A 15,299-nucleotide genomic window follows, 5' to 3' on the forward strand; every position below is an offset into this window, starting at 1 on the left:
TCCCTTATTTTGTTTTTGAAATTTTAAAGAGATAGTTTATTCCAGGATTTAAATAATCAAGTAGTTTGCTTTCTTTTAGGAAATATTCAGGTTTAAATATTTGTTGTGAGTGTATTATGTAAACCACGATTGCAATTATTCCAAAAGCTTCAAGTAGGCCAAGTACTAAGCCTAGTATTCTATTGAAGAATAGTAATTTAAGTTGACTTATTATTGATTCTATTAGGGATTGTAGTATTAAAAATCCTATATGTATAAGCAAAAAAAATACAAGTAGTGCTTGAATGTAGGATAGCTCAATAATAGGTTCAACAAGCCTTCTAAACTCTTCAGTTTTTTTGTAAAGCAGTAGGATTAAAACAAAAACTTCAGCAAATCCGCTAATTTCTTTAATAAATCCTCTTAAAAATCCTCTAAATCCCAAAGATGTAAAAATTATTATTATTAATATGTCTACTATTCCAGTTATTTTCACAGGATCGTTTATTATCATTTAGATTTTGTCTCCTTAATATCTTTTATTAGCAATTTGGCTATTAAAGTTGAAGAATGTTTATTATTGAATTTTTTGATATTTTCTTTGAGAGAGTTGATTTTTTCTCTATCTTTTAAAGTTTTTTTTATAATTTTTAAAATATTTATATTTAAAATTTCATCTTCATCTATATAAATGCAGGCATTTTGATTTGTTAGTAATTTTGCATTTTTAATTTGATCTCCTCTAGAACCTTTTTTAAATGGGATCAAAATTGCACATGCACCAGCATTTGCAAATTCCTTTATTGCTCCAGCCCCAGCTCTGCTTATTATTATATTAGAAAATTTAACTATACTTGCCATTTCTTCTGCGTTAAAAAATTGCCTTCTAAGGTAATTCTTTTCGCTCAGGTCATTTAAATTTTTCCCCGATTGATGGATGAAGTAGATTTCAGCATCCTTTTTAATGCAGAGTGCAAGGTTGTTTAAAGCATTAGCGCCAAGAGATCCCCCAAGTATGCTAATAATTGGTTTGCTAGTGTTTTGCGTCAACTGTTTGATTATTTTGGGATCTGGATTTAAAAATTCTCTTCTTATAGGAGATCCTGTGTAAATAATATTTTTGTAATTTTTGAAGTATTTTTCACTTTCTTTAAAGCTTATGTGTATTTTATTTGCGAATTTAGAGTTAATTTTTGTTGCAAGTCCAGGATCTAGATCCATTTCATGGGTTATACTTTTTATTTTTAGCAAACTGGATGCAATAATTGCAGGAGTTGAAACAAATCCTCCGGTTGCATAGATAAGCTGAGGTTTATATGTTTTTAAAACGTAAAAGCTTTTTATTATTCCAAGTATTACTTTGAAAAAGTCAGTAAAATTTTCAAAAGAAAAATAGCGTCTAAGTTTTCCGCATGGAATCGAAATAAATTTAATATTATCTTTTTCTTTTATTAGTTTTTCTTCTATAGAATTTTTTTTACCTATCCAAAAAAATTCAATTTCATTATCAAATTCTTTTAATTTTTGTATGATGGAAATTCCTGGAAATACGTGACCTCCAGTTCCTCCCCCTGTAAAAAATATTATTTTTTTATTTGACATATTTTTATTTACTCATGAAAACAATAAAGCATTTACTTTGTAATAAATTTTTTCACATTTTATTTTAATAATATATTGCAATATCAGTATTTCCTTTGTACCAATAAATTGATTCAATCTTAAAAATTGAATTTAATGGAATTTAAATTCAAAATGTATTTTTTAAGAAATTTTCAATCCGAACCCCTTCTTTTTTTGAAACATTTTCTTTAATTGACTCTTTTATTATTAGGTGAATAGCCTTTGTTGTTTTTTCTAAGGCTTGCTCTGTTTCAAATTTTTCCAAATATCCTATAAGTAAGCTAGTAAATAAATCTCCTGTTCCACTGAAATTTTGTTCTAATCCTTCTAAAAAAAACTCCGAGTATTCTTTGGTTTTAGGATTGTAGCAAATGTTTCCCAAGAGATTTCCTCTTTTAACGCTTGTAACAACTACTGTCGCTTTTGTATCAAGATTTAATATTGCTTTTATGATATCATCTTTGTTGTTAAGTTGCGGGCTTTTGCTTAGCATTTCAAGTTCTGTGATATTGGGTGTTATTATGTTTGCGTACTTTATGATTTTTCTAAATCTGCTAATTATTTTATTATCAAATATAGGGTAAATTTCCCCATTGTCAGCAAACACAGGGTCAATTACAATTTTTTCAAATTTTATTAATTTAATTATTTTCTCTATTGTTATTTGTTGTTTTTCGCTTCCCAGAAATCCGGTATAGAGTATGTCAAAGTGCTCATTTTGTTCTTTCCATATATTGATAAATTTTTCTAAATGATCGGTCAAATCCACTATTTCAAATTTTTTATAAGCTGTGGAAGCAGAAAGGACAGCTGTCACAAAAGGACAAACTTGCATATTAAACGAAGATATTACTGGTATGCATATTGTAAGAGATGTTCTTCCCATGCTTGAAATATCATGCATTGCTAAAATTCTTTTCATTATTTTTCCCCCTATACTGGTTTTTATAATTTTCTATTCTTGAATTTGCATCAATCTCAATTGGACTTTCTCCATATTTTAAATACATATTAAATCCAAGTCCCGCAATCATTGCTCCATTGTCTGTGCAAAGGTCAAGAGGAGGGTAGTAAGTTTGTATTTTAAGCTTATCTATTTTTTCTCTTAAATATAAATTGCTTGCAACACCCCCTGCTATTACCAATTTGTTGATTTGAGTATCTTTTATTGCCCTTTTTAGTGGGGTGATTAGATTTTCAAAGGCAGCTTTTTGGAAGCTTGCAGCTATATTATTTTTTGTTGTTGGATTATCTTTGCTTTTGAATTTTTCGAGTTGGTGTATGCAAGCTGTTTTTAGTCCAGAGTATGAAAAATCATACCAGTTTTCTTTTTTTCTAAAGGTGGTAACTGGAAATTGAAATGTATTTTCATCTCCATTTTTAGACATTTGTTCGATGTTTGGACCTCCCGGAAATCCCATATCATAATGTTTTGCCACTTTATCAAAAGCCTCTCCACAAGCATCATCTAGAGTTCTTCCAAGTATTTCAACATCATCGAAATTTTTTTGTTTAGCAATCAATGTATGTCCACCACTTAATAATAATGATATAAATGGATATTCTATTTTTGAGTGCATTAAAGGGGCGTAAAGATGACCCAAGATGTGATCAATGCAAATAATAGGCTTTTTTAATGAAATTGCTAGACCTTTGGCAAAGTTTAATCCAACTATTAAAGACCCAATAAGTCCAGGTCTAGATGTTACAGCTATTAAGTCAATTTCAGATATTTTAGTATTTGCCTTTTTGAGCGCTTTTATGCAAACAGACATAATAGCTTCCGTATGAAGTCTTGAGGCAATCTCAGGCACTATGCCGTAATATTTTTTGTGTTCGGCTTGATTTAATTTTATATTGCTTAAAATATGAATTCCATTTTCTACTACAGCTACGCAACAGTCGTCACAAGAGGTTTCTATTCCAAGCACTTTCATCTGATTGTTTCCTCGTAAAGATTTAATAAGTTGTCGAATTCGAATTCCTGGGTTAAATCAGGTCCTTCTTTTTTAAGGACTTTTAGCGTATTTTTAGACCAAATGTGTCCTATTACTTTTACCATTCCATTTTTTCTAGCAATATTTTTTGCTTTTTCAAGCTCCTTGATTACGGACTCTTCTGTGTCTTTGCTATCAAGAAATACGTCTCTTTTTTCTACTTTAACTCCAATTTCTTTGCCTATTATTTCTGGTACGCTTCCTGCAATGGTTACGCTGTCGAAAAAATATCTGTCAATCTCTTTAAGCTTTTCTAAAATGATTTTCATAAAATCTTTATTTGAAGTGATTAAACTTCCCATATGGTTATTCATTATTTTTGAATCAGGATACTTTTTAAATGCTTTTTCGATTTTTTTGTGTATTTCTTCTTTTTTATCTTTTATGTTTATATGAAATTTTTCTATTGAATTTCTATGTTTTGATTGCATTGGGAAATGTATTATTACTGTTTTGTTAGCATTTTTTAGTTTTTTGTATAAACTCATTGATTTTGGTAAAAATGGAATAATAGCATAATTTATTTTAAGATTAAGTTTTATAAATTGTTCTAACATAAATTCATCATAACCCACGTCGTCAATGATTAAGTAAAACTTAGGCTTGCTTTTTGCTTTTTTATTCTCGGTGTTGTTTTTTATTATTAAGCTTTCTTTTTGTGTTTTTTCAAACCTATTTTTAAGTGGGGCATTTGCAATTTTTGAATTGTCATTAAAATATAAAAAACTTGCAAATGCCTGAGTTATTGCAATAACAATAGAAATTATAATAAAAATTACAATAATAAACTTGTTTTTTTTAATATAAAATACAAACATTCATGACCACTGACTTACAAGTAGACCAGAACATGTCATGAATGTCAATGTTAATTTATTTCTTCTTTTAATTTTTTAAGAACTCTTTTTTCAATCTGTCTTACAGTTTCTGATGATATTCCAAGTTCTGTTGAAATATCTTTTAAGGTGCTTTTTTTGGGACTATTGTCTAGGTTATATCTTTTTTTAATTATGTATCTTTCCTTTTCATTTAATTTTGTTTCAAGTATATAATTCAAATGTTTTAGAGTTGAATCTTGTTCAAGGGTAATTTCAGGGTTAAAAGAATTATCCTCGTATAGATTCAAGAGTGTTGAATTTTCAGATCCCTCTATTTCTTTGTCCAGAGAATATTCTTTTTCAAGATAGGGAATAATTTTTATATACTGAGCAGGGGATAAGTTGAATCTTTTCATTATTTCTTCTTTTTTGGGCGATTTTTCTTCTTCTGTTAAATATTTATTTATTTGTAGTATTAGATTTTCTTTTCTGTATGGGACTTTTACCAATCTGGTTTTAGTGTTTAATGCTCTTTGTAGTGATTGCTTAATCCAGAATGATGCATAAGTTGAAAATTTGGTATTTTTATTCGGGTCATATTTTTCAGCAGCCCTTATTAATCCCAAGTTGCCTTCTTGAATTAAGTCTTCAATTTTTAGCCCTTTGCCCGCATATCTTTTTATTATTTTTAAAACAAGTCGCAAATTTGCATTTATCATCTTGTTTTTTGCTTTTGCATTGCCTCTTTGTATTTGTCCTGCAAGTTTAATTTCTTCTTCGTGAGTAATTAGCTTGTGTTCTCTTACTGATTTTAAATATATGTTTAAATCCTCATTACTAAATATGTTCATAGTTATTATATTTTCTCCCCTTTTTTGAATATTGTGATTAAGTTTTTACTACTTAACTTTCATGCAAAAATTGTGCCAATTTAATTTAAAACCATTTTTTAATTAAATTGGATATAATTTTGAGTTTTTAGGTGGGAGTGTTTTTCGAATTATTTACTTTTTTTGTAATTGATTGTAAATTAAATCGGCAAGGCCAAAGCTTTGAGCTTGTGCCATTTGTTTTGCTCTTTGTTCGCAAAGCATATCTTCAAAAATTTCTTCTACTTGGCCTCCGTTTAACAAATTTTGATCTTTGTTAAGAGTTTTTTTCATGCTTTCAAGCATTTGCTTGATAAACATAGCCTCAAATTCTAAAGAAGCTTTTCGAAGATCTTCGTTTTTTTGAAAGGATTTTTTTATTTCTACAGAATTTTTAAAATTATTTATTTTATTTATTTGATTTTTAAATTTTAGATTTTGTGAATTAATTAAATTTTGTGAATTAATTTTGGTTTCCATTAATTTCCTCCAAGATAAGTTCCCCATTTAATTTATTAATTTTTTGCGCAGCTTGAATTATTTGAATTAATTCTTTATTGCTAAGATTGTTGGAATTTTTTAATATAAATTCATTTAATTTCATTGAGTTTATTTGAATTGTTGTTTTATTATTTTTACTTAAAATGTTTTGATTGTCTTTTTCAATGGAAAATGTAAAAGCTCCTATTTTTGCATTTTCACTTGCTAAAATAATGCCATTTTTTTTGTCTATTAATATCTTAGGGTTGGTTTCTATTTTAATATTTTCAATCTCTTCTAATAGGCTTATGTTTTTTGCTTCTATTTCTATTGTGCTGTCTGATTTAATTTTGTTGTTGATTTTTTTAGAGGTCAATATTTTATGAATTCTATTTATTAATGTATAATTTCCTTTTTTAAGAATTATATTATAACTGTGGTTAATATTTTGATTCTCATTTATTATTACACTATCTAGAGTATATCCAGATTCTTTTAATTTATTATTGGGCTGTATAATTCCTGATGCAATTGCTATTATTTCTCCTTCTTTATTTTTAAGATTTGTTTTTAAAAGTATTCCATTTTTTAAATCTTTTGAGTCTAGTATTGATGCAATGCAAGCTTTATGTTTTGAACCTTTGATTGTATTACCTTTTACTTGGAGGCTGACATTTACTAGTGCAATATTTTTACTTTCTATATTATTAGAGCCTATTTCATTTATTATATTGTTTTCTTCTAAAATTTTAATTATAAGGTCTTTTTGTTTTATAGAGTCTCCTTTTCCAGCAAGTCCCGCTACTATTCCAATACCTGTTAAAAAAATTGTATTTGTGGGATAAATATCCGCAATTTCTTTTAATTTTACGCTTTCAGACAGGCTATTGTTAAATGATTGATCTGTTTTTAGTCCTGTTGAATCTTTGTTTGTTTGGGCTAATAGACTCGTTGCAAATGTAATTAACATCAACATTAGTTTGTTCATTCTTTACCCTATTTATTGTATTTCTTTAATATCTATTATTTTATATCAATTATTACAATTAATGAAACTTTTTTCGTCAAATTACTAATTAATCCTTGATTTGTTAAATATTATCTGTATTGAGGCAGATTAAAATAATAATTTTTAGAAAAGGGAGATAAAATTAGGCATTATTCTTTTTGTACCTTATTTAATCTTATTTCTTCATTTTTGATTGTGTTGCGTATAACTTTGTATTTGCTATTGTTTAATTCATTTAGACTTAAAACATCATTTATTCTTGTTGTGTTGATTTTGTATTTAAAGTATGTATTGTGCTCATTAAGGATTTCATTTTTTTTTATATTTTCTTTTGCAAATACAATTGGCTCGATTACATCAATGTACATATTGATGTAATTATGTCTTTTGTAGCTTTCAAAGTTTTTTGCATAATAAACAAGAGTTTTTTCAATTGGAATATTTTTGTATGAGTTGTTGCTTTTTACCTTAAATTTTACTTTTTTGAAAAATTTATCTTCTATGTTTATTTCAGATTCATCAAAGTTAAATTGAAGTATATAGATATTTTCATTTGATAAGTTTTTTGTAATGTAATAAATCATTTCAAAAATTATTGATTTTTTTGTTAAATGTGGGGGAATATATATTTTTGATAAGCTTTGATTGTTGCATATTTTTGAATACTTCTTTGAAAAGAAATATGTTTTACTAGGAGTAATGTTGAAACATAAATCATGAGAAGCGCTTATAATTGAGCTTGTTGTGAAAAATAAAATAAAAATAAATAATCTTTTTTTTATTTTATTGCCTTTTTAAGTTATTTGCAATTCCTAACATATTGTCAGAAGTTTGAATAGCTTTTGAGTTTATTTCATAAGCCCTTTGAGCTACTATCATTGTTACCATTTCTTCAGCAATAGATACATTTGACATTTCAAGTATGCCTTGTCTTAGTCTTCCCATGCCTTCACTTCCTGGTATTCCTGCTATTTCTTGACCTGATCCAGCTGTTTCTTTAAATAAATTGCTTCCAATGGCACTTAGTCCTGCAGGATTGACAAATCTTGATATTTCAATTTGCCCAAGCTCTATTGGCTCGTTGTTGTTATCAATTTTTACTGATACTATTCCCTCTTCAGATATTGCAATTGAGTTTTGGATATATTCTTCTGGGAAGAATATATTAGGCAATACTTTGTATCCTTGGCTTGTTACAAGCTCTCGATTAGAATCGATTTTAAATGACCCATCTCTGGTATATGCATAAGTTCCATCAGGTAGAAGAATTTTGTAAAATCCATCTCCTTCAATGGCAACGTCAGTGAGTAAATTTGTGGATTGCATTTTTCCTTGTTCAAATATTCTCTGGGTGGCAGCAATTTTTGTCCCGTGGCCAACTTGATTTCCAAGCGGTCTTAAAGTATTTTCAGTTGCAGGGGTTCCTGCTCTGTTATGGGTTTGATAAATTAGATCCTCAAATTCTGCTCTTATTTTTTTAAATCCCGTAGTATTTACATTTGAAAGGTTATTGGCAATTGTATCTACATTGTATTGTTGTGCAGTCATTCCACTTGCTGCTGTCCATAATGCTCTCATCATAAAATATGCTCCTTAATATTTTCCAATTTCATTTATTAATTTTCCCAATAGACTGTCTTCAGTCTGTATTGTTTTTTGATTAGCTTCATAAGCTCTGTTAATTTCAATCATTAAAACCATTTCTTTAACAGCATTAACATTAGAAGCCTCAAGTGTTTCTGTTTCTATTTTAGGCCTTAATGATACATCAATTTCTTGTGCTTTGCCAGATGTTTTTGTGTCGATCCATAAAGAATTTCCCTGTTTTTTGAGAAATCTAGGATTTTCAAAATTTACAATTCTAATGGTATCAAGCAGTTCATAATTTTCCCAAGAATTTTCATACTCACTAACAAGTCTTTTGGGGTCTGATTCAAAGTTTGAATTGTGAAAGATTTGTCCTTGAGGTGTTATTTTAAAATTATTTTTTTTAAGATATATGTATCCTTTTTCTCCTAGGACGGGAAATCCGCTTTTTGTAACAAGGATTCCTTCTTTTCCAATAGTAAAAGAACCGTTTCTTGTATATCTTTCTCCATCTGAAGTTTGTATTACAAAAAATCCTTGATCGGTGAGTGCTAAATCTAATGGATTGCCAGTAGTTTTTAATGGGCCTTGTTCAAATACTGTGTATATCTCATTTTCTTCAACCCCTGTTCCTAGTTTGCCTACAACCGGAGCTGTTTCAAGATGTCCTTTGGGAAATTTATAAAGGCCATCATCATTTAGTCTTCTTATTAGTATTTCTGGAAATGCTTTTTGAATAGATAAATCTTTTTTGTATCCAATAAGATCTATGTTTGCTAAATTATTTGACACTGTATCAAGCTTGCGCCTTTCTGCCATCATTCCGCTGGCAGCTGTATAAATTCCTCTTACCACGGTTAAATCCTTAAAGACAATTAACTTTATTAATATTAGCATTAATTGTCCTATATAACAATTAATTAACCTATTGTGTTTTTGCTTAATTTTATATTTTTTGCCTAGTTTTTCATCTTGATAATTAAAATTATAAAATAAGTTGTATAATGATGCTTGTGGCCAATTTTTAAATTAGCCGCCCTAAATGAGTAATTTAAAAAAAGAGCTATAATTTAGTTTTAAGGAGGATTGATGACTAGAGTTTTTTCAAAGTTTTTTCTTTTTTTTTGTTTTTCAATGCTTTTATTTGCAAATTCAGAAGATTCAAATGAAAAGGATATTGCCAATAAGGATGAAAACCTTGGTTTTGAAAATGAAGTTTTAGGATATTGGGTTGGTTATAATGATGTAAGTAACACAAAGAATTCTATTATATATATTTATAAATATAATGGAGAAGTTTATGGCCGAATTTTAACTATAATAAAAGATGGCAAAAAGTATGATGCTAAAAATCCTTCAGGAGATACTGTAGTTGGGTTTGAAAATCTTGCAATAGAGGGTCTTGATTTTATGTGGGGCCTTAAGTATTCTTCTTCTTCTAAAAAGTGGGATAGGGGCAAAATAATAGATCCTAAAAACGGTAAAATTTATAATTCTGAGATGCGTGTTGATAGTAAAACTGGAAATCTTATTACCAAGGGGAAAGTTTGGATTTTTGGCAGAAGCAAAATTTGGACAAGAGCTAAAGATGATGAAATACCAAAATTAGATTTGCATAATCTTGTTCCAGCGCCCCCTGTGAAAAAATAAATTTGGCTTTTGGTCTTGCTATTTTGAAAAATATATAAATATATAGATGGGATAAGTAGGTTATGAAAAATAAGACAGAGTATTATGATCAGTTTATTTCAAAAATACCCGATTTTCCTAAAAAGGGTGTTCTTTTTTATGATATTACTAGCGTTTTGCTAAAACCCGAAGTTTATAGTTCATTAATAAATGAGGTATATTCTTTTTATAATTTTAAAAAGATTGATTGCATTGCAGTTGTTGAGTCTAGGGGATATTTAATAGGTGCTCCTTTGTCTTTAAAAATGCAGCTACCTCTTGTTTTAATTCGAAAAGAGGGTAAATTGCCCAGAGAGGTTTTTAGTGAAGAGTATGAGCTTGAATATGGTTTTGGGAGAATAGAGGTGCACAAAGACGACGTTAGGACGTATTCCAATATTCTTTTAATAGATGACATATTAGCTACCGGGGGAACTTTAAAGTCGTCTGCAATTTTGCTAGAGAGAGCTGGGGGCAAGGTTAAGGATATTTTTTGTTTTATTGAGCTTTGTGCTATTAATGGTAGACAAAGTCTTGAAAGTTATGAAGTCAATTCCCTTGTAAGGTATAATTAATTTAATGCTTGACTTTTCTTTTTTATTAAATTTACAATGTTTAGTTGAGGTAATATATGTATGCACTGGTAGAAATAAATGGCAAGCAATATAAGGCTATTGAGGGTGAATTTTTAAAAATAGACAAAATTTCTCCTATTGAGAAAGATAAGTTGGAATTTAATAGTGTTTTGCTTATTAATAAAGACGGAGAGGTTAAAATAGGAAAGCCTTATGTCGTAAATTCTCTTATTAGATGTACCTATAAAGAAGATAAAAAAGACAAAAAGGTTATTTCTTACAGATACAGAAGAAGAAAATCAAGTGAGAGAAAAGTTGGGCACAGACAAACCTATTCTTATATTTTGGTTGATGAAATAGTTTTTTAAGTATATTGATTAATATTTTGGTAAAAGTAAAAGACGATGTAATTATTTATCTTTTAGCCAATGGTCATGCTATAAGTAAGAATAATGTTAACGTTGTCTGTTCTTCTTTTTCTTTTATTTTGAGAACCTTTTTTAGTGTTCTTGATCTTGAGGGTGAGGCTTTTGTTGTGAAAAATTCAAAAAGAGGTTATTTAGAATTTAAGCCCTTTTTTAAGGATTTGAACAAAGAAAGTCTTTTTTACTATAGTAGGTTTTTAATTAGAGGCATAAACGATTTGTGCTTTGAGTATCCCAATGATATTAAATTAGTTTTGGAGGAAAATTAATGGCAACAAGTAAAAGTGGTGGTAGTTCAAAAAATGGACGAGATTCTATATCCAAGCGACTTGGAGTTAAAAGAAGTGGTGGTCAGTTTGTTAAAGCTGGAGAGATAATTGTTAGACAAAGAGGTACAAAGTTTCATAAAGGTAAAAACGTTGGTCTTGGAAGAGATTATACAATATTTGCGCTTTCATCTGGTAAGGTAGAGTTTAAAACTTTAAAGGGACGAAAATATGTAAGTATTGTTTAGTTTTAATTGAAAAGATTGGAGATTTTTGGTTTTAATTGAAAAATTGGAGAAAGTTTGTATAGCTTTAAGGACTCTGTAAATATAACGGTAGTTTCGGGCAATGGTGGTTCTGGGTGTGTTTCTTTTTTAAGAGAAAAGTTTAATGCAAAAGGCGGTCCAGATGGCGGAAATGGTGGGAGTGGTGGGAGTGTAATTTTCAAGGTGAGAGAAAATCTTAGCACTTTATCTTTTTATAAAAATGGTCATGTGCTTTGTGCCGAAAATGGTAAACCTGGAATGGGTTTTAAAAGAAGTGGTGCTAATGGTAAAGATTTAACTCTTTTTGTTCCTCCAAATACAGAAGTTTATAATGAAAATGATGGAACTCTTTTGTATAGGCTTAAAAATTTAAATGACGAATTTGTTGTTTTAAAAGGTGGCAGAGGGGGTCTTGGTAATTGGAATTTTAAAACTTCAGCTAGAAGGGCTCCAAGGTTTGCTCAACCTGGAGAATCGGGTAATAGTTTGAGCGTGCGTCTTGAACTTTTTTTGGTGGCAGATATTGGGCTTGTTGGTTTACCTAATGCTGGTAAATCTTCTCTTCTTAATAGGATAACTTCGGCAAAATCTAGGGTCGCAAATTATCCTTTTACAACAAAAATTCCTCATCTTGGTATGCTCAGGCGTTCTTATGATGATTTGATTATTGCAGATATTCCTGGAATAATTAAAGGCGCTAGTTTTGGAGTAGGGCTTGGGACTAAATTTTTAAAGCATATTGCTAAAACTAAAATTTTAGCTTTGGTTATTGATGTTTCTGAAGCAAATTTTTTGGAATCATATAACATTCTTTTAAATGAATTAAAATCTTATAGCCATAAGCTTTTTAATAAAAAAAAAATTATTATTGCCAACAAGCTTGATTTGGACGGTTCTAAGAAAAATTTTGATTGCCTGATAAAAGCCTTAGGAAAAGAAAAGGTTATTGGCATCTCTATTTATGAGAATAGAGGAATTGATGAGCTTATTAAAGAATTTTTTATTTTGGCTAAAACTTTTTAATAAAATTGATTTTTATTCTGGGCTTTTTATTTTTAAGACTTGGTTTTTGGATGTCAGACTTGATTTAGGAAAAAAATTGTGAGAATTGCAATATTAGGGGGCACTTATAATCCAGTTCATATTGGACATATTTTTTTGGCCAAAGAAATAGAGTATTTATTAAATATTGATAGAGTAATATTTATTCCTACTTGCAATCCAGCTCATAAATTGATTGATGAGGATGTTAGTGTTAACAATAGAATAGATATGCTCAAGCTTGCATTAGAGAATGAAGATAAAATGTTCATAGATGATTGCGACATAATAAATGGTGGTATAACTTATACTGTTGATACTATTTCTTGTGTTAAAAAAAAATACAAAAACGATAAACTTTTTTTAGTTATTGGTGATGATCTTTTTCAAAATTTTGATTCATGGAAAGATCCTCAAAGCATTGTAAGCTCTGTTGAACTTGTTATTGCTCACAGAATCTACAAAGAGAGGCTTAAAAGTTCTTTTAAGCATATTTATATAGATAATAAAATAATACCGATTTCCTCATCAGAGATTAGAAATAGAATTGCAAATGGATTGCCTGTCAGCTATTTATTGCCTTTTGGTGTGTTAAAATACATTAAAGATAATAATTTATATGTTAAAAAGGTAAATATTTGAGAAAGGATTTAATTTTTTTATTTTTAATTGTTCTGATAATAGCAAGTGTAGTAATTTTTTTTATTAGAAGTTCGAAAAAAGAGCTGGTTTACTTCGAGCTTAATACAAAGAGTAATATTAGTTTTTTGTTTATAATAGAAGATCTTAACAAAAACCTTGTAAGTATGCAAGAAATTTTTATTAATATGAAAACAGGAAATATTGGTTTTTTTGATATTCCAATTCATACTGGATATGAAGATTTAAAAGGGAATATATCTTGGTTTAAAGATCTTTATAAAAAAAATTCTTTTAATAAATTTTTATCTAAAATTTATACACAATTATCTCATGAATCAGATTATTATATTCGTTTTCAAAAAGAAAATTTTGTTAGACTTATTGATTACTTAGGGGGAGTTAGACTTCTTGTTAAAAACCCGGTAAAAGTTTATAGTTTCGAGGATTCTATTTTAATACCCTCTGGCACTTCTAATTTTGATGGTGATAAGGCGTATGATTATTTGAGATATTTTAATGATGTTAATCAGTTTGAAGAGAGAGTTGAATTTTTTAAAGAGTTTTTTAAAAGACTTCTTTTTCAAATTTCAGATTTTGGCATCGAAAATGACAATTTTTTTAAAATATATTCCATGTTAGATACTAACCTTTCAGAGGTTGTTTTTAAGTATATTGTTAAAAATTATAAAATAAATAATGATAAAATTATTTCTATTAATATTAAAGGACAAGAAGAGATTTTTAAGGATAATGATAATAATTTGATAAAGGTGGTTTTTCCTTATTATGGGGGTGCTATTTTAAAAGAATCGGTGGATAAATTAAACAAAGAGTTGGTTAATGAAGGCGCAGAAGAGATAGTAAAGATTGTTGTTTTAAATGGAACAAAAGTTGTTGGGCTTGCAAAAAAAACAGCAAATATTTTTAATTCTTTAAAATTTAAAGTTTTAAAATTTGGTAATGCAGATAAAAATTCTTATAAAAATACCCTGATTATAAATAATTCGGATAATTTAGAAATGGCTGTTAGGGTTGGAGAGGTGATTAAAACTTCAAATATTAAGCCAATTTCTGAGGTTCAAACTAAAAGATTGTTAGAGCTTGATAATCTTGATATTAATCCTGATGTAATAGTTATTTTAGGAGATGATTTTGATGGAAGATATGTTAAAAGTAAATGATATTAATGATTTATGCAAAATAATAAGTGATTTTAATGGAATTAATGTTATGGGCATTAATGTTAGCGATATTTGTAATTGGACTGATTTTTTTATAATAGCTACTTTTGTATCATTTAAGCAAATGGAAGCTTTATATATTGATAAGATAATTAAATTTTTTAAAGAAAAAAAAATTAATATTAATGTTCAAGGAAAAGGGTTGGTTTATGACTGGACTATTGTTTCTGGTGCAAATTTGGTAATTCATTTAATGAGTGAAAAATCTAGGGAATACTATGAGCTTGAAAAAATATGGTCCAAGGGAATCATTATTTATCCTTAATTACTTAGTTTAATTAAAATTAATTAAAAAAACTAAAAATATCATAAAAACATATGGTCCAAAGGAATCATTATTTATCCTTAATTACTTAGTTTAATTAAAATTAATTAAAAAAACTAAAAATATCATAAAAACATGTTTACAAAAAATAGAAAATATTTTAGATTTAAGTTATGTACTTTTTGCGGGAGGCTTATAAGTGGATATTACAGACATAAGGATTAAGAAAGTTGATAGTAAAAATTCTGGTTCTAAATTATTAGCATATGTTGCAGTTACTTTTGATAACTGTTTGGTTCTTCACAATATTAGAGTTATTAAAGGGCAAAAGGGAGTATTTATTGCTATGCCTAACAGAAGAACTAGAGTCGGTGAATATAAAGACATTGTACATCCTATTAGTCAGGATTTTAGAAAAGCTTTGCAAACTTCTATTTTTAAGGAATATATAAGAGAAAATCCAGCCGATCTTGAACTTGAATTAGATTTTTAGATAATTGTTGACAAAGCTCGTTGTATCTTGTATGCTTGTCAATTGTAAGTATTAA

21 protein-coding genes are annotated in these 15,299 nt (G+C 28.4%); 10 read left to right on the top strand and 11 right to left on the bottom strand.

Annotated features, from left to right (window positions below; translation table 11 throughout):
• Positions 1-4: 4 nt before the first annotated feature.
• The 11 genes from BSV1_RS01060 to flgF form a co-directional block, all read right to left on the bottom strand.
• Positions 5-493, bottom strand: a complete 489-nt coding sequence (locus BSV1_RS01060) for a CvpA family protein (protein ID WP_008882172.1) — start codon at positions 491-493, stop codon at positions 5-7.
• Entirely contained in the window at positions 490-1,581 is a 1,092-nt protein-coding gene (gene murG, locus BSV1_RS01065; RefSeq protein ID WP_008882159.1) for an undecaprenyldiphospho-muramoylpentapeptide beta-N-acetylglucosaminyltransferase, read from the bottom strand. The genes BSV1_RS01060 and murG overlap by 4 nt, the downstream gene beginning before the upstream one ends.
• A 148-nt stretch (positions 1,582-1,729) precedes the next feature.
• Positions 1,730-2,524 (bottom strand): PfkB family carbohydrate kinase, encoded by a 795-nt coding sequence (locus BSV1_RS01070; RefSeq protein ID WP_008882206.1) that lies wholly within the window; start codon positions 2,522-2,524, stop codon positions 1,730-1,732.
• Positions 2,499-3,539, bottom strand: coding sequence for a tRNA (adenosine(37)-N6)-threonylcarbamoyltransferase complex transferase subunit TsaD (gene tsaD, locus BSV1_RS01075; RefSeq protein WP_008882288.1), 1,041 nt, complete (start codon positions 3,537-3,539; stop codon positions 2,499-2,501). The genes BSV1_RS01070 and tsaD overlap by 26 nt, the downstream gene beginning before the upstream one ends.
• Positions 3,536-4,417, bottom strand: a complete 882-nt coding sequence (locus BSV1_RS01080; RefSeq protein WP_008882263.1) for a divergent polysaccharide deacetylase family protein — start codon at positions 4,415-4,417, stop codon at positions 3,536-3,538. The genes tsaD and BSV1_RS01080 overlap by 4 nt, the downstream gene beginning before the upstream one ends.
• Before the next feature lie 50 nt (positions 4,418-4,467).
• Positions 4,468-5,268 carry an RNA polymerase sigma factor RpoS gene (gene rpoS / locus BSV1_RS01085; RefSeq protein ID WP_002557358.1) on the bottom strand — a complete coding sequence of 267 codons (801 nt, stop codon included), beginning with the start codon at positions 5,266-5,268 and terminating at the stop codon, positions 4,468-4,470.
• 153 nt (positions 5,269-5,421) lie between these two features.
• Entirely contained in the window at positions 5,422-5,766 is a 345-nt protein-coding gene (locus BSV1_RS01090) for a rod-binding protein (protein WP_002557359.1), read from the bottom strand.
• Positions 5,750-6,754, bottom strand: coding sequence for a flagellar basal body P-ring protein FlgI (locus tag BSV1_RS01095; RefSeq protein ID WP_008882262.1), 1,005 nt, complete (start codon positions 6,752-6,754; stop codon positions 5,750-5,752). The genes BSV1_RS01090 and BSV1_RS01095 overlap by 17 nt, the downstream gene beginning before the upstream one ends.
• Before the next feature lie 170 nt (positions 6,755-6,924).
• Positions 6,925-7,359 carry a hypothetical protein gene (locus BSV1_RS01100; RefSeq protein ID WP_008882170.1) on the bottom strand — a complete coding sequence of 145 codons (435 nt, stop codon included), beginning with the start codon at positions 7,357-7,359 and terminating at the stop codon, positions 6,925-6,927.
• A gap of 199 nt (positions 7,360-7,558) precedes the next feature.
• Positions 7,559-8,356, bottom strand: a complete 798-nt coding sequence (gene flgG / locus BSV1_RS01105) for a flagellar basal-body rod protein FlgG (RefSeq protein WP_008882291.1) — start codon at positions 8,354-8,356, stop codon at positions 7,559-7,561.
• A gap of 12 nt (positions 8,357-8,368) precedes the next feature.
• Entirely contained in the window at positions 8,369-9,217 is an 849-nt protein-coding gene (gene flgF / locus BSV1_RS01110) for a flagellar basal-body rod protein FlgF (protein WP_008882205.1), read from the bottom strand.
• A 234-nt stretch (positions 9,218-9,451) separates the two neighbouring features.
• Here flgF and BSV1_RS01115 point away from each other — a divergent pair, with 234 nt between their 5' ends.
• From BSV1_RS01115 to spoVG, 10 genes are all read left to right on the top strand, one after another.
• A complete protein-coding gene (locus BSV1_RS01115; RefSeq protein WP_008882278.1) occupies positions 9,452-10,012 on the top strand; it encodes a DUF2147 domain-containing protein in 561 nt (186 codons plus the stop codon).
• A 62-nt stretch (positions 10,013-10,074) separates the two neighbouring features.
• Positions 10,075-10,605 carry an adenine phosphoribosyltransferase gene (locus BSV1_RS01120; protein ID WP_008882202.1) on the top strand — a complete coding sequence of 177 codons (531 nt, stop codon included), beginning with the start codon at positions 10,075-10,077 and terminating at the stop codon, positions 10,603-10,605.
• Between the two features lie 56 nt (positions 10,606-10,661).
• Positions 10,662-10,973, top strand: a complete 312-nt coding sequence (gene rplU / locus BSV1_RS01125) for a 50S ribosomal protein L21 (RefSeq protein ID WP_008882214.1) — start codon at positions 10,662-10,664, stop codon at positions 10,971-10,973.
• Between the two features lie 5 nt (positions 10,974-10,978).
• On the top strand, positions 10,979-11,299 hold the full coding sequence (locus BSV1_RS01130; RefSeq protein WP_039949405.1) for a ribosomal-processing cysteine protease Prp: 321 nt from the start codon (positions 10,979-10,981) through the stop codon (positions 11,297-11,299).
• On the top strand, positions 11,299-11,544 hold the full coding sequence (rpmA, locus tag BSV1_RS01135; RefSeq protein ID WP_002656482.1) for a 50S ribosomal protein L27: 246 nt from the start codon (positions 11,299-11,301) through the stop codon (positions 11,542-11,544). The genes BSV1_RS01130 and rpmA overlap by 1 nt, the downstream gene beginning before the upstream one ends.
• 54 nt (positions 11,545-11,598) lie before the next feature.
• Positions 11,599-12,585: a GTPase ObgE gene (gene obgE / locus BSV1_RS01140; RefSeq protein WP_008882296.1), complete on the top strand. Its 987-nt coding sequence runs from the start codon at positions 11,599-11,601 to the stop codon at positions 12,583-12,585.
• Positions 12,586-12,663: 78 nt separating this feature from the next.
• The gene (gene nadD, locus BSV1_RS01145; protein WP_008882204.1) at positions 12,664-13,245 is read left to right on the top strand and encodes a nicotinate (nicotinamide) nucleotide adenylyltransferase; all 582 of its coding nucleotides are present in this window, start codon (positions 12,664-12,666) and stop codon (positions 13,243-13,245) included.
• Positions 13,242-14,426 (top strand): LCP family protein, encoded by a 1,185-nt coding sequence (locus BSV1_RS01150; RefSeq protein ID WP_008882287.1) that lies wholly within the window; start codon positions 13,242-13,244, stop codon positions 14,424-14,426. Before nadD ends, BSV1_RS01150 begins: the two co-directional genes overlap by 4 nt.
• A complete protein-coding gene (rsfS, locus tag BSV1_RS01155) occupies positions 14,401-14,751 on the top strand; it encodes a ribosome silencing factor (RefSeq protein WP_008882258.1) in 351 nt (116 codons plus the stop codon). The genes BSV1_RS01150 and rsfS overlap by 26 nt, the downstream gene beginning before the upstream one ends.
• A gap of 199 nt (positions 14,752-14,950) precedes the next feature.
• Positions 14,951-15,244 (top strand): DNA-binding protein SpoVG, encoded by a 294-nt coding sequence (gene spoVG, locus BSV1_RS01160; RefSeq protein WP_002557374.1) that lies wholly within the window; start codon positions 14,951-14,953, stop codon positions 15,242-15,244.
• The last annotated feature ends 55 nt before the right edge of the window (positions 15,245-15,299 follow it).

Source organism: [Borrelia] finlandensis (assembly GCF_000181875.2).
In the GTDB taxonomy this organism is placed as follows: domain Bacteria; phylum Spirochaetota; class Spirochaetia; order Borreliales; family Borreliaceae; genus Borreliella; species Borreliella finlandensis.

What these genes read in the sequence shown, in the direction of transcription:
- BSV1_RS01060 (WP_008882172.1), bottom strand. Translation starts at nt 493, where the DNA reads ATGATAATAAACGATCCTGTGAAAATAACTGGAATAGTAGACATATTA.
- murG (WP_008882159.1), bottom strand. Translation starts at nt 1,581, where the DNA reads ATGTCAAATAAAAAAATAATATTTTTTACAGGGGGAGGAACTGGAGGT.
- BSV1_RS01070 (WP_008882206.1), bottom strand. Translation starts at nt 2,524, where the DNA reads ATGAAAAGAATTTTAGCAATGCATGATATTTCAAGCATGGGAAGAACA.
- tsaD (WP_008882288.1), bottom strand. Translation starts at nt 3,539, where the DNA reads ATGAAAGTGCTTGGAATAGAAACCTCTTGTGACGACTGTTGCGTAGCT.
- BSV1_RS01080 (WP_008882263.1), bottom strand. Translation starts at nt 4,417, where the DNA reads ATGTTTGTATTTTATATTAAAAAAAACAAGTTTATTATTGTAATTTTT.
- rpoS (WP_002557358.1), bottom strand. Translation starts at nt 5,268, where the DNA reads ATGAACATATTTAGTAATGAGGATTTAAACATATATTTAAAATCAGTA.
- BSV1_RS01090 (WP_002557359.1), bottom strand. Translation starts at nt 5,766, where the DNA reads ATGGAAACCAAAATTAATTCACAAAATTTAATTAATTCACAAAATCTA.
- BSV1_RS01095 (WP_008882262.1), bottom strand. Translation starts at nt 6,754, where the DNA reads ATGAACAAACTAATGTTGATGTTAATTACATTTGCAACGAGTCTATTA.
- BSV1_RS01100 (WP_008882170.1), bottom strand. Translation starts at nt 7,359, where the DNA reads ATGATTTATTACATTACAAAAAACTTATCAAATGAAAATATCTATATA.
- flgG (WP_008882291.1), bottom strand. Translation starts at nt 8,356, where the DNA reads ATGATGAGAGCATTATGGACAGCAGCAAGTGGAATGACTGCACAACAA.
- BSV1_RS01115 (WP_008882278.1), top strand. Translation starts at nt 9,452, where the DNA reads ATGACTAGAGTTTTTTCAAAGTTTTTTCTTTTTTTTTGTTTTTCAATG.
- BSV1_RS01120 (WP_008882202.1), top strand. Translation starts at nt 10,075, where the DNA reads ATGAAAAATAAGACAGAGTATTATGATCAGTTTATTTCAAAAATACCC.
- rplU (WP_008882214.1), top strand. Translation starts at nt 10,662, where the DNA reads ATGTATGCACTGGTAGAAATAAATGGCAAGCAATATAAGGCTATTGAG.
- rpmA (WP_002656482.1), top strand. Translation starts at nt 11,299, where the DNA reads ATGGCAACAAGTAAAAGTGGTGGTAGTTCAAAAAATGGACGAGATTCT.
- rsfS (WP_008882258.1), top strand. Translation starts at nt 14,401, where the DNA reads ATGGAAGATATGTTAAAAGTAAATGATATTAATGATTTATGCAAAATA.